We start from the raw sequence: 15316 nt of genomic DNA, 5'->3' as shown, positions 1-15316 counted from the left end.
AGAGTTTTACGGACTGGTCAACTCATCTGGTGAGCGGAACATCGGTTCTTCTGCAGGAACCTCGTTTGAAATGCGGATGATGGCCGGTTTGTCTTGCTCCTCAAGTTCATCCAGACTACGGAACGAATTGATCTCCAGAGGTTCCAGTTCTTCAGGGGTCTGTTTCTCGATGCGCGGCTCTGTTTTGGCTACTGGAGCAGGCTGACTTGGAGCAAGTAACTCTTTCTTGAGAGTTGCCTGTGTCACGAATTTCTGAGTGTTTGTATTAACTGGTGAATCGAGAGACGGTCGTGATTCTACAGGAGCGGATCGATTTGCACTCACCAACTGAGTTTTCTGCTGAGCTGGTATTTTACGAAATTCCGGTTCTGCAGCCGGTTTTGCTGTTTCCGTCCGGCTGGCGACACTTTGTCTCGTAACCATCTTTTCAATGGGGGAGTTCACTGTCGCGACTTTTTCAGGAGCGGTTTGAGCAGGCTGTGTCTGGCTGGAAGCGAGCTGCTTTTCGGGTTGAGCTTGTGGTTGCTTTTCCTGTTTTGCAAGATAGATGTTTTTCATCACAGCTAATTCGGCTGCAGCAAGCCCAGCCGTTTCCAGGGTCGGGTCCGCTGTTAATGCCAGATCGTATTCCTTGAGGGCCATTTCCCCTTCACCACGCTGAGTATGAATGTATGCTACATTTGCGTGTGCTTCGGCTTCTGACATGATATTACGGAAGAGTGTATAACTTTCTTTGAAACGTCCCTGGTTTCCTACCGTTAATGCCAGGTTGTTCATGACACGTTTATTATTCGCATCGTTCCGCAGCGCTGCTGAGAGTATTTTTTCCGCAGCTTCATATTGGCCGCGTTTATACAGAGCATAACCAAAGTCGTTAAGCACTTCCGAATTATTAGGGTCGAGCTGTTTGGCCTGCGTGAAGTATCGAGTGGCAGCAACTGAATCACCCAGTTGCGAACACACAATTCCTAACCGATGGCAGGCAACAACACTGCGAGGATTTTTTTTCAGATAGGTTTCGTACTGCTTCCGGGCTGCCATCCACTCTTTTTTACGCTCATAGCCACGTGCCGCAGTTAATACCTGTTCCGAATGATGTTTTCCCGGTAAAGCTGATTTCACTTTGGAAACCTGCGATCCCAATTGGGCGCATCCCTGCAGTGAAATGATGAGGATTACAGCTGAACAAAACAATCCTTTGTCGTTCATAACTCTGTCCTGACGTAAATCGACTTTAATATTGAAGAATTCACCTGGAATTCAATGTTGTCACATTACAAAAAATATCGTCTGTAAAAATGGTAGACTATTTTAAGATTAGTGAAATGTAGTGTGAGTGGATCGTGTTTATTAAAAAGTGGACGGACTCATTGGAATCCGTCCACCATATTTTAATTCAGTGCATTCAGCCGGGTTTAGAAGACGCCAGCACCGCCGCCGCCAAATCCTCCGCCGCCAAATCCGCCGCCACCAAATCCACCACCGCCACCGCGATTCGAGAATCCGGTGGAGTATGCCCTGTAGGCTTCGAATCCTTCAAAGCCAGGTGTGAAGGCAGGGGCAACAACAACACGTTCGTCCGCATCCTGAACGTTCATTGCCTGCAGCATTTTGACAATGACATTGCGGCGATGCATATCCAGGTCATCGTTACCATGGATCGGATATTTATATTCCGAAGATTCCCTGACCGACATCGAACTGGGTTCGACAACAACGGGGAACGGTGTTGAAACCATGCGAACAGCGATCTGTTTAATGTGATCTTCGCCAGCGGCATTCAGTTTTGCAGTGGTACCTACGAATTCACTTTCGACAATCACGAAGTCAGAAGCTTCTCCGTTTTCTTCCTGCTTTTGCCAAATGTCATCACTAATGGTTCCCAGTGGTGCTACAGAGTCATAGGGAATTTCTGCGTGATGTTGGTTATGTTGGCAACCGCTGATCAGCATTGCTGCTAATGCAATAGCAGGCAAACTTGCAATTTTGGGTTGTATAGACATCGGTTACTTCCTTGTATTTCTCTCACATAATATTCAAAAAATGTGATTGGAATTTTATAGGTATCATTTGGCAAAGAAATAATCAGTTAAAAATTATTCAGAGAATCCATAGTCACCGTTGATGTAATATTTATCACACTTACTCTGGTGAATGAAATCTTTCTGTTGCTGGTGAATCCGTTTTTTCTGCATGTACCAGACCGTGCTGCGATGATGCACGTCAGGTTTCCCTTCAATATTATTCATAAAGAAGAAGTCCACATCGCCTGGTTCGGTCACTTCCATTCCAGGTAGTACGGTGGGGGCATCTTCTGGTTCCATTGGATGTACCAGTTCGGGGCTGATCAGGATGATCAGTTCTGTTTCATCACGAGAAACTGCTTTATTAGAAAACAGTGTACCAACCAGTGGAATGTCTCCAATGAAAGGAACACGGTTCAAGTCACCTCGCTGTTGTTCCTGGAGCAGACCGGCGATTGCCAGTACTTGTCCTTCACGCAAATCAACCGTTGTGGTGACAGCTTGAACATTCACACCCAGCACCCCACCTGATGTTAATGCCGGGTTGACCGTACTGAATGAAGGCGAGACCTGTAATCGAATTCGGTCTTTATCCAGAACAGTAGGCAGGAAGGACAGCTGAGTTCCAAATCCTTTGAATGTTGTCGTAGCAGCTTGTGCACCGCCTACACCGACGACAGTCGGAACGGCAAACTCACCACCAGAGATAAAGTTGGCTGAGCGGCCACTGATAGTGACCAGGTTTGGTTCTGCCAGAATTTTTGCATAACCATTCTGTGCCAGGGCTGAGATAAACAGATCGACATCATTGCTCGTCAAGGAAGCAGTAACGAGACCAGTTCCCCCGTTCCCCAGTTGCTGTGCAACTCCGGAGAATAGCTGAGCCCAGCCGAAGTCTCCCGATTGAACAAGCAAGTCGGTGCTTGCAGTACGGGCTGCGGACCGGTCAATTTGAGCGATACGAACCTTAAGCATAATCTGTTTTTCACCGGGCACTTTCATCATATCGATGACTGTTGCTTCCGGAAGAGTGGCTCCATCCGGGAACGGATCAGCGGCAGTACCATCTGCGAACAGGGAACCGCCTCCCACTCCACCGCCTTGGCCTCCTCCACCTGAACCAGAGTGTGCACGGATAATTGTAATGATTTGTGTTGCTTCCTGTTCATCCCGAGCCTGGCCGCGGACAATCAGTTTGTCTGCAAAGGGGATGAGTTGGATTTTGCTGTTCGGGAAGAACTCATTGATCATTTTCTGGAATTCGCCGTATTCCATGCGACGAAGATCTTCGATGGAATTGTCACCTTCCACTTTTACCTGCACACTCAGGATCTGGGGATTCGCTTCATCACCCAGCCAGAGTGTCATGGTGGTAGTACCGGTTTCTTTTCCGATGACTTCCACTTCCTGTGACCCAAATGCTACCACTTCAATTTTTGAAGGGTCTGCAATGGCTACCCGGAACACGTCCATCTTCATTTTCAAAATCTTTGAATGTCGTTGTTGAACACTGAGTTCTACTTCAGATTCGTAAATCTGGTCAACGAGTTGATGGACTTTCTCTTTGGTTTTAGTGCTGATGACCGGTACGTATTTTTTCTTCGTACCAGGCTTGTAATTATTTGTGTTCAACTTTCCCGGAACAGGAGGAGCTGGCGGGACCTGCGCAGCAATTGGCGATGCTGTGATAGCGACACCGCAGGCAACAGCCAGCATTGTGCGTCTTTTCCATGAGGCATTTATAGACATACTTGTCTCCCAATCCTTTGGTCGTCAATTTTGAGAAATTGGAGTAAGTGATTTATTGAGTAAAGTTCTGTTCGATTAAAACCACGTTCTAACGAACTTTCATCTTAAACTTAGTCCAGGTGTCTGTTCTGTGTTGCCAGCTATTATGTCACCGGGTCAGTGACTTGAATCTCTATCGTTCTCTTTTTTCTGAGTGGCAGTAAGGGGCTGTTCTCAAGAAACAGCTCCCATAGCATCAATCATATCGGTTAGAACTGTACGGAAGGTTGATATAAATTATGTCGTGTTTCCCAATTTACGTATATTTTAAGATTTTGTTGATTTTCTCTATTTTTACTTTACATTTGGTCCATGTCAGGACGAAAACGAGATATGGTGGGAGAATTTGTGCTCTGAAATCAGAGTGAAAATAATTTTTAATGTCCACCATAATGCCTCATCAAAAGTGTTGTTGATACAACGTAAAAATAAAAGGTGGTCTCATGAATGCGAGTTTTGCATTGCTCATCGGTTTAAGTGTCTGGCAGTACGACGGCGAAGTTGTACCAGTCAACTCCGTCAGTGCTCCCGCAACGGTCTCAATGGCATCATGTCAAAATACCTGTACTGCTTCCAACGCTTGTGTATCAGGCGGTTGTAGTACTGGTGATCTCTGTCAGCCTGGGGGACTCTTCGGTCACTGGGGACTGTGGGACAACTGCTACAGCGACAATGGATGCAAATTGAAAAAGCGTAGCTGGTTGTGTTGGAAAACAACAGGTGATATGTACCCACACTATCCTTACCCGCCTGTCTATCATGGATACTATTATTTCCGACCTTATAACTACACAAATATTCTTCGTCAAAAAGGTGAGATTATTGCTCTCGGTGGAAACCCGAAAGCGCCCTACGCTCACAAAATGTTTGATCGAATCTACGAGCAGATCGATTTGACAGCATACGAAGAATTCCCAGCAGACGGTGATGGCGTTCCGACGCTGCAACCAATTCATAATGCCCTTCCCGATCTGGAAGATATTTTGAAAAGCAAATAGTTCTCTCTATTGTGAACTAAGCAGCTGAGAACAGAAATCGAAAAAAATAAAAGATCTGTACCATTGAGTGCAGGTCTTTTTTTATTTCCAGCATGATAACAAACTGCTACTGGCAGCGTGGTTCGCGAATCGAATCCACCGGGAGAATAGTGGTGTCAGTGTCTGAAATAGAATCCGGGAATACTGAATGGGAAATGGGTTCTCGCGAATGGTATTTTTCTTCGGGGATGATCTGGGTGGCATGTCTGTTCTTAACAGGCACTGTGACAATTGCCGATCCCGATTTATGGGGACATACCCTCTACGGATTACGTGCCCTGGAGCAACATGTTCTGGTAGAACGAACTGATCCGTTCTGTTACACCGAGCCAGGCACGATCTGGATTAATCATGAGTGGTTTTCTGAATTGTCATTTGGCTGGCTCTGGATCCAGATGGGAAATACCGGTTTATGGCTCTGGCGTAATTTCTGGCTATGCATGATCCTGATTCCAACCTGGATTGCATTAAGAAAATCCAGGGCAAGCCTCTCTGGTGCCGTCCTGCTACTGGTCTACGGTGCATTCTGTCTGGCACAGTTTGTGGTTTTTGTTCGCCCGCAACTGGTCACTTTTGGTTGTTTCGCATGGACTCTGTTGCTGCTGCGGCATTATGTTGACCGCCCTCAATCAAAGGGAGTATGGTATCTGCCTGTTGTCATGCTCTTCTGGTCGAACTCACATGGAGGTTTTCTGGCGGGTGTTGGTGTCGAAGCCCTGGTGGTCCTGTGGGTGGGATGGGGATATTTTCAAGGCCTCTACCAGAGAAGAGATTTTCTCAGACTGGTAGTGGCTGTTTCAGCAAGCTGGATCGTGACTCTGATTAACCCCTATGGCATTCAACTGCATCAGATGCTCTGGGATCATCTGATTACAACACAGATTGTCCGTGAATGGCAGCCTCTGTGGCAGGCCCGTCAGGCACTGTTGTATTATATTCCGTTTCTACTGATAGCGCTGGCTTTTTTCTGTTCGAGAAAGTGGGAATGGATTGACCTGATGTTGATTGCAGTGGTCGCCTGGCAGGCGGTCAGTCATATCAGGCATGTGGCTTTACTGGCGATTGCCGTAATGATCTTATTACCACGGCCGATCACAGATGCAGTACGAAACCTGTTTCCCATCATCAATCAGCAATGGTCAGGGAGGGCAAGACTGGGATTACGGTCCGTTCTGATCGTAACGATGACACTGGCGATACTGGGGCTGGGGACTCATACCGTAATCCATCTGCAGGAAGAAGGAGTTCCGCCCTGGCAGATTGGTGTCGAAACAGTAAGCAGAGCTCCCGGGATGCCTGTTGCCGCGATTGAAGTCTTAAACAACGAACAACTGGCCGGGAATATTTTGACTGATTATGGCTGGGCACAATATGTGATCTGGCAGACCTTTCCTGCATCCCGTGTTGCCTTTGACGGGCGTTATCGGACGGTCTACTCAGCTCAACTGGAAGAGGAGTTTATAGCGTTCCAGAAGCTGAATCAGAATTCCAGCACCTCGACCCCGCTGCTGGATGAATACCCGACGGAAATTATTCTTCTGCCAAAGTCTCAGCAGACGAATGGTTATCTGAAGAACAGGCGCGACTGGTCACTGATTTATGAAGATGAACAGGCAACACTCTGGGTGAAAGACATTTTCCGGTTTCAGGCAACGCTTGAACGTTCACGAAGGTCGGCAATTCTGAAGCCGGAAATCCCTGAATGGCTCCTTTTTCCAGCGGCCCCTCCTGAAATAGAAACACAGCCTTAAATAATCAGGAACTCATTCCAGAAAATGAATATCGGAGTGAATTTCAGCGACAGAAGTGGGAATCTTACATTGCGTTTGCGGCAGGTCCCGTTGGATTGTCTGAATCGAGTTGAAACAAGATTTCGTTTCCCTCGATATCAACAACCGTTAAAAACTGATCTCCGATCTGTATTGTATCACCAATGGAAAGTTCAACTTCTAAACTTTGAGTTGTCAGATCTGCCACTTAGGAGCCTTTCATCGATAAACAGCGAATATTCACCAGACAACAGGGACCAGTCGGGTACTGACAAGTGTACGCATGGTTCAGGTTGGTTGTCGATGGCTTCAAGGGGGGAGAGATTAGCAGGAGTTCCCGTTTATGGCAATTGGAACCTTTTAAGATCGTTAGTTCCCAGAAAACAACGAAATATATCAGGAGATTCCCGATCTCATAAATCGTACAGATTATAGTTGCAATTGAGGGGTTTCGTGAATTACGATTATAAGAGTTACCATCTTTACCAGTCTTTCTATCTTGTTACCCAGTAATACTTTTTATCTGATTATGTCATTACAAGAAGTCCAATCTACCGCCACCTTATTACCGCTGGAATTCACGCCGATTTTAAAGCGTGCCAGATGGGGCGGGGAGCGTCTGGGTACTCAGTTGCACAAATTAATTGGTGTAGAACAGGATTATGGAGAAAGCTGGGAACTGTCTGACTATCCTGGCGCTCCCACACAGATTGCCAGTGGGGAATTCGCTGGTTGGACATTGTCACAGTTAATTGACAAGAACCCGAAAGCATTATTTGGAGAGGGGAAGAGCTATCCACTGTTCCCCATACTCATCAAGTTTATCGACGCCACCGATCGACTTTCGCTGCAGGTGCATCCGGACGCAGGGCATCTACCCCGATTTGATGCAACGAAGTCGGGTAAATCTGAAGCCTGGGTCATTCTGGATGCAGCGCCAGACAGCTGTATCTATGCGGGTTTGAAGCAGGGGGTCAGCCCAGATCAACTCCGGAAGCATCTGGAACTGGGAACAGTTGAAGATTGTCTGCACAGCTATCCTGTCCGTAAAGGAGACTGTGTTTACATCCCGGCGGGGACTCTGCATGCGATTGGTGAGGGAATATTACTGGCCGAAGTGCAGCAGACAAGTGATGTTACCTATCGGTTATTCGACTGGAACCGTCTGGATCAGTCTGGAAGTCCGCGTCCTGTACACGTCGAGCAGGCAATTGCCTGCATTGATTTTGATCTGGGACCGGTGGATATCTTAGAGCCCGAAAAGCAATTTCGGGCAAATCACCAGATTGAAGAGTTATTAACGTGCGAGCATTTTTCGATTCGGCGGCATTTTTCCCGGGAATCATTTCAACTGGCTTCATTGAATCAGGCCCAGGTCCTGATCGTACTGGAAGGTTCAGGTCAGTTGGATTGCAGTGCAGAAACGTTTGAACTGTTTCAGGGGAAAACGCTACTGGTTCCGGCGGCAGCCTCGGATTGCCAAATTCATGTCGAGACGCCAATTACATTTCTGGAAGTCGTGCCCGCCTGAGACGCAGGTTTGAGAAGGGTTTTGTCAGACGCGCTGATACCGTTTGTAGCCTTCCAGCTCAAAGTCATGCAGGGTGCGTTCCAGCTGTTCTTTCACTTCCTGCAATCGATCTCCGTCCTCTATTTTACGTTCTTGCTCATCAATGACATAAAACACATCCACGACCTGATCAAGGTGCGTGGAAATTTTTGCCATCACCACAGAGAGTCCCATGCGGCTGATGGCGCGAGAGACGATATACAGCAGGCCGGTTCGGTCATGGGCGATCACATCAATGATCGTACAACGCCTGGAAGACTGATTATCGATTTCCACTCGACCCAGATCGAATTCACCACTCAGGCTGGCTGATTCGTGAAAACGCTGATTGTTTAAAAACATGGTTTTGGCGTCACTCTCGCCGATGACAGCTTTGCGGATTTCCGTTTCGATCGTCTCCACACGTGAGCGAGGAACTTTGCTTGCATAATCATGGTCAATCACACGGAAACTGTCGACCACTCCGCCGGATGCACTGGTCGTAATCTGTGCTGAAATGATTTCCATTCGCCGCGAAGTAAATACACTGACCATACGATGAAAACAGGATTGTGAATACAGGGCCGAAGCGATCACATGATAGTTAACTGTAGCAGTTTCCGGTTCAAATTCTCCTTCGACAACTATCTGGTCTGAAGGGAGGTCTCGCAGAATCTCAATGTCGGCCGCAATGCGTTGGGGCGAAGTGACCAGTAGATAATGAGGAGAGAAGGAATTGAACAGTTCTGTGAACCAGCCTTCTTCCTGTTCTGCTTCATGGTCCAGCAGTTGAGGCAGATTCAAATAACTGCGCACCTGTTGTTTGACGCGCGAGAGGCGCTGGTCGCGATTGTAACGTGAATGTTTCCCACCCAGCAGCAGCATGGTCCGTTCATAAAGATCTGCCAGCAGCTCGGATTTCCAGTCGGTAAATACTCCCGGGCCCACAGCGGTGATGTCCGCTGCCGTCAGTACATACAGCATCCGTAATTTTTCGGGACTGCCGACTTTCTGGCTGAAGGCAAACAGGATGTCCGGATCAGAAATATCGCGCCGAAAAGCCAGGTGTGCCATATTTAAATGTTCAAAGACCAGGAAGACCAGCAGTTTTTGTTCTTCCTCTTTCAAACCCAGCCGCACCGCGGTGTCCGTAGCAATCATCGCTCCCATTTTACAGTGATCTTCACCGTAGCCTTTACCAATATCATGCAGCAGAATCGCCAGGTTGAGAATATCCTTTTTCTCGATATGACGATACGAACTGCCGAGACTTGAGTCATCGGTAGAATATGTTTCAGAGGCTTCGATGGCGCGGAAGGTGTGTTCGTCTACCGTGTAACTGTGGTACTGATTAAATTGTAACAGGCAATAAGCGTGTTTCATGTAAGGGATCAGTAAATTCAAAATCCCGGTTTCAGACATGGTCCTCAGGGTAGTGCCCAGATTCGTACTGCGATCCAGAATGGCACGAAACAGATCGATCGTCCGGTTGGAAACTGTCGGTGGCAGGGTGAGCGCTGCTTCCCGGATGGCATCAAGTAGATCAGGGGCAATTGAAATTCCATACAGTGAAGCTGTATCAAACAGTTTGAGGATGTCTTCCAGACTGTTACAGACTTGAGCGCGATATCTGGGGATCACATCAACGTGATCAGGAGCGATTTTGAGAATGGAGTCGGATCGGTGTGTCATCAGGAAGTCATAGATGCGCGAGAGCAGGGGCTGAGGCCGATGCGTTTTGATGAACCGTTCGGTGATCTCTGCGACTGCTTTACTGTGCTTGAAATATTCCTGCATCAGCAATTCAACGGGGCGTTGCCCGTTTGTACCTGCTATCTGACGTTGTTCAGCCATCCAGAGTTGAGTGTCTTTGGTAAACAGATCCTGCTGGCGACCAGCCTCGTAATGCAGCTGAATGCGTACTTTGAGCAGATAGTCGCGGGCATTCTTCAGTGTTCTGACATCTCGACTGTTGATCCGCCCGTCGAGTCGCAGCATATCAAGATTCGCGGTTCCATAGCGGGCGAAGCCTGTCCAGCGCAGGAGGTGAATATCGCGTAGTCCGCCCGGAGAGCGTTTGATATCCGGTTCCAGTTGCATGACCGCGCCGCCATGCTGTTTGCGTTCCTGCCAGCGTGCTTCGACACACTGATCGAAGAACACCCTTCTGCGAAATAAAATGACGTGACGATAGAATGCCCGGATCAGCTGTTCGGCGAGATGTTCATCTCCCCAGATGGCACGGGCTTCAATCATCGCGGTGGCAAATTCGGGTTCGGTGCGCGCCATTTTGACCGAGTCGGCAATGGTTCTCAGGCTGTGTCCCAGTTTCAAGCCGGCATCCCAGCAGTTGCGAACAATGTCCCCTACAAACTCCGCGAATTCTTCATCAACCTGATTCCGATACAGGAACAGCAGGTCCACATCAGAGTAGGGGGCCATCAGTCCGCGTCCGGAACCACCAATGACGAGAATGGAGCAGTTTTGAATTAGTAACTTCTGGCGGTGTTCAGGAAGTTGCAGAAACTGATCCTGGATGATCTGGAGCAGCAACTGTTCGATCGATTCGGCGATCGCTGTAGCGATCTGCAAACCGCTGGCACCATGGCGCAACAGTTCTTTACCTCGTAAACGGGCTTGCTCTACCTTCGTGCGATAGACAACAAATTGTTGTGCATTGCAGGAAGTCGACGTGTGTGACATCATCAATTCCAGGCTGAAACGAACGCGAACAAAAGAAGCCCGGATTCAAGACAGAGCATCTTGCAGGAAATCATCTTCAGAATCAGACCGCTTCCGGACCAGTTTCTCCCGTACGGATTCGAATGACTTCATCGAGAGCGGTAATGAAAATTTTCCCGTCACCAATCTGACCGGTACGTGCAACCTGTGTGATCGTTTCAACGGCCTGGGGGACCATTTCCTCCTGGACCACAATCTCGAGTTTCACTTTCGGAAGAAAGTCAACGATATATTCATTGCCTCGATAGGTTTCCTTGTGGCCACGTTGGCGACCAAAACCACGGACTTCACTGACAGTCATTCCACTAATGCCAATTTCAGAAATCGCATTTTTGACTTCTTCAAGTTTATAATGGCGAATGATTGCCTCAATTTTTTTCATTTAAAGCTCTTTCGAAAACCGTAATTTCAGTCAGCCAGACCGACGTAAAGCAAAAGGGGCAAAAGCACGCCCCTCGCTTTACCGTCGTTTGTTAAAGTGCAGTATCTCCAGCTTCTCCTGTGCGGATCCGGATAATATCTTCGATTGGTAAAACGAAGATCTTTCCATCGCCGATCTGGCCGGTGCGTGCTGATTCAAGGATTGTATCAACAACGGCTTTCACCTGATCATCGGGAACGATGACTTCCATTTTGGCTTTCGGTAGAAAATCCACGGTGTATTCTGCACCACGGTACTGTTCTTTGTGGCCTTTCTGGCGACCAAAACCACGTACTTCAGACACTGTCATGCCCTGTACACCAATTTCTGTCAGAGCATCTTTAACTTCTTCCAGTTTGAAATGTCTGATGACAGCTTCCACTTTTTTCATCGGAATCATACTCCCAGAAAAATGCCCGGTTTTCTTCCAGCGCTTTCAGAAACCCAGACGACTATCACACTTACGATATTATATCGCATTTGTCGGAAAATCTCGATACCGCAAATTGATTTCCCTGAAAAAACAATCAGAACTATTGGCCTGACAGGCCTTTCGGACCGAAATTCCTGAAAATGAGAACGAGAGTCGGCCTGAAGCCGACTCTCGATTCCCCGTTATTACAGGAAGATATATCCTTCTTCTCCATGTTGACTCAAATCGAGCCCTTGAATTTCACCATCTTTACTGACCCGCAGACCCATGGTCAGGTCGATCAGCTTCAGAATAATAATGGTTCCCACCACTGAAATGACGATCGCAGCACCCACGCTGACAAACTGATTGATCAACTGCTGCGAATTTCCTTCCAGGAGACCGGAACCTTCTGCATCTCCCGTAATGGCTTTGGTCGCAAAGACCCCGGTGAGGATGGCCCCCACGGTTCCCCCGACGCCATGCACGCCAAAGGCATCCAGGGAGTCATCGTATTTAAACTTGGATTTCAAAGTAGTACAGGCAAAATAGCAGGCAAAACCGGCGATCAGTCCGAGAATAATTCCCGACAGAGGTGTAACCGTACCACAGGCAGGTGTGATACAGACCAGTCCTGCTACTGCCCCGGAGCAAGCTCCCAGAATACTGGGTTTGCCGTTGAAGTACCATTCTGCCACCGCCCAGGCCAAAACTCCAGCCGCTGCAGCAAGATGAGTCGAAACGAAGGCATTTACGGCTGCCGGGTTAGAACCTACGGCGCTCCCGGCATTGAAGCCGAACCAGCCGACCCACAGCATAGTGGCACCGATGAAGGTATAGGTCAGGTTATGTGGCGGCATGGGTTCCTGTCCGTATCCCAGGCGTTTTCCTAATAGAATCGCACAGACCAGGGCTGAGAATCCGGAGCTGATGTGTACTACTGTCCCTCCGGCAAAATCAAACGCTGGGTACAATGCATTATCATTCCATTCACACAACCAGCCGGTATCTGACCAGACCCAGTGAGCAATAGGGCAGTAAACCAGGGTTCCCCAGAGGATGGAGAAAACCACCATCGAGCTGAATTTCATTCGCTCTGCAAAAGCCCCACAGATCAGGGCGGGGGTAATAATGAAGAACATCATCTGGAAGACCATGAATAGTGATTTGGGAATCGATCCATTCGCCGGGATCACCACTGCACCATCTTGCCAGGAGGGGATGACACCTTTAAGCAGGATATGATCGAAACCACCTACAAAACCACCCAGGATATCTGACCCAAAGGCAAGGCTATAACCCCAGAGTGCCCAGATGACAGACATAAGTCCCATCAGGAACACACACTGCATCATGACTCCCAGAATATTCTTCTTGCGAACCAGGCCACCATAAAAGAGTGCCAGGCCGGGGGCCGTCATCATCAGGACTAAAGCCGAGGCCACCATCATCCAGGCGATGTCAGCGCTGTTGAATTCAGTCGCTGCCTCTTCCTGGGCTGGTGCTTCCGCACCGGAGCCAAGAGCATGCGCAGGAGCAGTTTCGTCCGCGAAAAGCGGTCCCGTTCCTGATAAACTCATGAAAATTGTTAAAAAAGTACAGTACGTAATCTGTCTGTAGACTCTCCTCATTACGAAGGCCTTTCCGAGCGCGAAAAAATTGTCAAAGCAGTGAGCGAGCGCTTTGGTTCTCTGAATTGATCGGACGATCTGCAAAGTGGATGAATCGCTTCAGATGATTGTGCGAGCAAGCAGTTTCATCTAAATTGATTTTTTCATCGAACCGCAATTGCGATTCGATGGATCAGACTTCACCATATCCTTCATCCAGCATGATCTTACGGTCAAATCAGTTAACGCGCCAGTCTACCAAAGCCCTGCAGCAAAATCACCCATGAACGAGCGGGTTTTGTTCAGGATTGGTTAAGATCTGATGAGAGTGAGAATAGGACAATTGAATAGTATATATTTGCCTGGAATCTTGTTTTTAGCGGGGGCCGTTATTGGTCTGCTGGTGAATGCCTGGGTGCGGTTAATGACTCTCAAGCCGGTCATTCGACCCCTGACGCGCTGCGAGTCCTGTGGAGCGCGCGTTCGCTTCTGGAAGTTGATTCCCGTGCTCCGCTGGCTACCATTTCAAAATCAGTGTCGAGAGTGTGCTGCACGACTGCCACGTTCAGAAGTTCTGCTGGAAATTGCAACCGGGGGGCTGTTCGTGCTGTTTTATGTTATGGCTGTGCAGTTGCGCTGCCTGGAAGTCCCCTCAGTTCGACCGTCCGGGGAGATGCTGGAATGGCGGCTGCTCTATTTGTACGTTTTACTGACGCTATTGGTCGCTGCGACCTCGATCGACTTTCGCGAATATCTGATCCCAGATCAGATAACCTTTCCCGGAATGCTGATTGGTGTGCTCGGTGCCACGATTGCCGGTCACCTGCAGATTATTCATCTGTGGGTGGACTGGAATCAGGCGGTTCCGGGACTGACCGGACCTTATATACCGGAATGGATCAAAGCCCATTCACACTGGCATGGATTGAGCTGGAGCCTGGCGGGATTGATGGTGGGGGGCGGTCTCACCTGGGGACTGCGACTGGTGTCATCGGTATTACTGGGGCAGGAAGCGCTGGGCTTGGGTGATGTGACATTGATGGCGATGGTGGGCAGTTTTCTGGGCTGGCAGGTGATTCTGCCGATCCTGCTGCTGGCTCCGCTCTGTGGAATTTTGATCGGCTTTCTCACGCGGGTGATGTCCGGGAAAACCTATCTGCCATACGGGCCTTATTTGTGCGCTGCCACGTTGATAGTGCTGATGGGCTGGAAATGGTTCTGGCTGGCGGAATGGCCGGCGAGTGCCGCCGGGGCAGCTCCCGAATTTTCCATTCGTAAATTATACGGCGATGCTCTGGGGCTGGTGATGATCGGTGGGATTGCTCTGGGCGCACTGATCCTGTTGCTGGTTCTGCTACGAATCTACAGAGCAATTCCTGTGAAACGACGCTAAGTCAGTGTGAGGCAGGGCAGGGGGCCGGGGCAGGAACCAATCGCCTGGATGATCAGATCAGATCCAGTTTTTTATGGCGACGCTGAGGAGGCCGGGAACACTCATCACAAATGCCGTAGACCTCAAGGCGATGCTCGTTCATGCGGAAGTTAATTTGATCCGCGAGCTTTTCCAGGATTTCCGCTATATCGTCATTCTGGAACTCAAACAGCTCCCCACAGCTTTTACAGATAAAATGATCGTGCTGTGGATAGCCGTAGTCGTGCTCGAATACATCCCGGTCGTTGGTCCGGGCGACTTTTCGCAGCAGACCTGCATCTTCCAGCCAGCCTAACGTGCGATAGACGGTAGAACGGCTGACACGACGTCCGGTTTTCTGCAGCTTCATCCGCTCGACCAGTTGGTCAGCATCGAAATGTTCGTGGGAAGAGAAAACTTCAGCAACAATCAACTCACGTTCCTGAGTCAATCTCATTCCCTTTGTGGCCAGGTACTCTCTGAATTTCTCCGTGGGAGACACAGCGATTTCCAGGCTTTCAAAATTGAGCACTGTTGATCTCTTCCTCTTCTA

The 15316-nt window shown here is 48.7% G+C and carries 12 protein-coding genes; 4 read left to right on the top strand and 8 right to left on the bottom strand.

Annotation, left to right across the window (positions count from 1 at the left end; all coding sequences use genetic code 11):
- Positions 1–6 precede the first annotated feature (6 nt).
- The 3 genes from ACN0YH_RS06865 to ACN0YH_RS06855 all read right to left on the bottom strand — a co-directional run bounded on the left by ACN0YH_RS06865 (position 7) and on the right by ACN0YH_RS06855 (position 3773).
- On the bottom strand, positions 7–1122 hold the full coding sequence (locus ACN0YH_RS06865; protein ID WP_417378820.1) for a tetratricopeptide repeat protein: 1116 nt from the start codon (positions 1120–1122) through the stop codon (positions 7–9).
- A gap of 293 nt (positions 1123–1415) precedes the next feature.
- On the bottom strand, positions 1416–2003 hold the full coding sequence (locus tag ACN0YH_RS06860) for a hypothetical protein (protein WP_417378819.1): 588 nt from the start codon (positions 2001–2003) through the stop codon (positions 1416–1418).
- 93 nt (positions 2004–2096) lie between these two features.
- The gene (locus tag ACN0YH_RS06855) at positions 2097–3773 is read right to left on the bottom strand and encodes a type II and III secretion system protein family protein (protein WP_417378818.1); all 1677 of its coding nucleotides are present in this window, start codon (positions 3771–3773) and stop codon (positions 2097–2099) included.
- 482 nt (positions 3774–4255) lie between these two features.
- Between ACN0YH_RS06855 and ACN0YH_RS06850 the strand changes: the two genes are divergently transcribed.
- The 3 genes from ACN0YH_RS06850 (at position 4256) to ACN0YH_RS06840 (ending at position 8149) form a co-directional block, all read left to right on the top strand.
- Positions 4256–4810 (top strand): hypothetical protein, encoded by a 555-nt coding sequence (locus tag ACN0YH_RS06850; RefSeq protein WP_417378817.1) that lies wholly within the window; start codon positions 4256–4258, stop codon positions 4808–4810.
- Between the two features lie 152 nt (positions 4811–4962).
- Entirely contained in the window at positions 4963–6600 is a 1638-nt protein-coding gene (locus ACN0YH_RS06845; protein WP_417378816.1) for a hypothetical protein, read from the top strand.
- 547 nt (positions 6601–7147) lie between these two features.
- Positions 7148–8149, top strand: coding sequence for a type I phosphomannose isomerase catalytic subunit (locus tag ACN0YH_RS06840; protein WP_417378815.1), 1002 nt, complete (start codon positions 7148–7150; stop codon positions 8147–8149).
- Positions 8150–8173: 24 nt separating this feature from the next.
- Here ACN0YH_RS06840 and glnD read toward each other — a convergent pair whose 3' ends face one another.
- The 4 genes from glnD to ACN0YH_RS06820 all read right to left on the bottom strand — a co-directional run bounded on the left by glnD (position 8174) and on the right by ACN0YH_RS06820 (position 13322).
- The gene (glnD, locus tag ACN0YH_RS06835; protein ID WP_417378814.1) at positions 8174–10873 is read right to left on the bottom strand and encodes a [protein-PII] uridylyltransferase; all 2700 of its coding nucleotides are present in this window, start codon (positions 10871–10873) and stop codon (positions 8174–8176) included.
- Positions 10874–10952: 79 nt separating this feature from the next.
- On the bottom strand, positions 10953–11291 hold the full coding sequence (locus ACN0YH_RS06830; protein ID WP_417378813.1) for a P-II family nitrogen regulator: 339 nt from the start codon (positions 11289–11291) through the stop codon (positions 10953–10955).
- Positions 11292–11382: 91 nt separating this feature from the next.
- Positions 11383–11721: a P-II family nitrogen regulator gene (locus ACN0YH_RS06825; RefSeq protein WP_002648670.1), complete on the bottom strand. Its 339-nt coding sequence runs from the start codon at positions 11719–11721 to the stop codon at positions 11383–11385.
- A 227-nt stretch (positions 11722–11948) separates the two neighbouring features.
- Positions 11949–13322 (bottom strand): ammonium transporter, encoded by a 1374-nt coding sequence (locus ACN0YH_RS06820; RefSeq protein ID WP_417378812.1) that lies wholly within the window; start codon positions 13320–13322, stop codon positions 11949–11951.
- A 373-nt stretch (positions 13323–13695) separates the two neighbouring features.
- Between ACN0YH_RS06820 and ACN0YH_RS06815 the strand changes: the two genes are divergently transcribed.
- Entirely contained in the window at positions 13696–14745 is a 1050-nt protein-coding gene (locus tag ACN0YH_RS06815; RefSeq protein ID WP_417378811.1) for a prepilin peptidase, read from the top strand.
- 52 nt (positions 14746–14797) lie between these two features.
- On the opposite strand, the gene ACN0YH_RS06810 is transcribed toward ACN0YH_RS06815, so the two are convergent.
- Positions 14798–15295: a Fur family transcriptional regulator gene (locus ACN0YH_RS06810; RefSeq protein ID WP_417378810.1), complete on the bottom strand. Its 498-nt coding sequence runs from the start codon at positions 15293–15295 to the stop codon at positions 14798–14800.
- Positions 15296–15316: the final 21 nt, after the last annotated feature.

This window comes from Gimesia sp., from assembly GCF_048262075.1.
Taxonomy (GTDB): domain Bacteria; phylum Planctomycetota; class Planctomycetia; order Planctomycetales; family Planctomycetaceae; genus Gimesia.
This window is presented reverse-complemented; position numbering and strand designations above follow the sequence as displayed.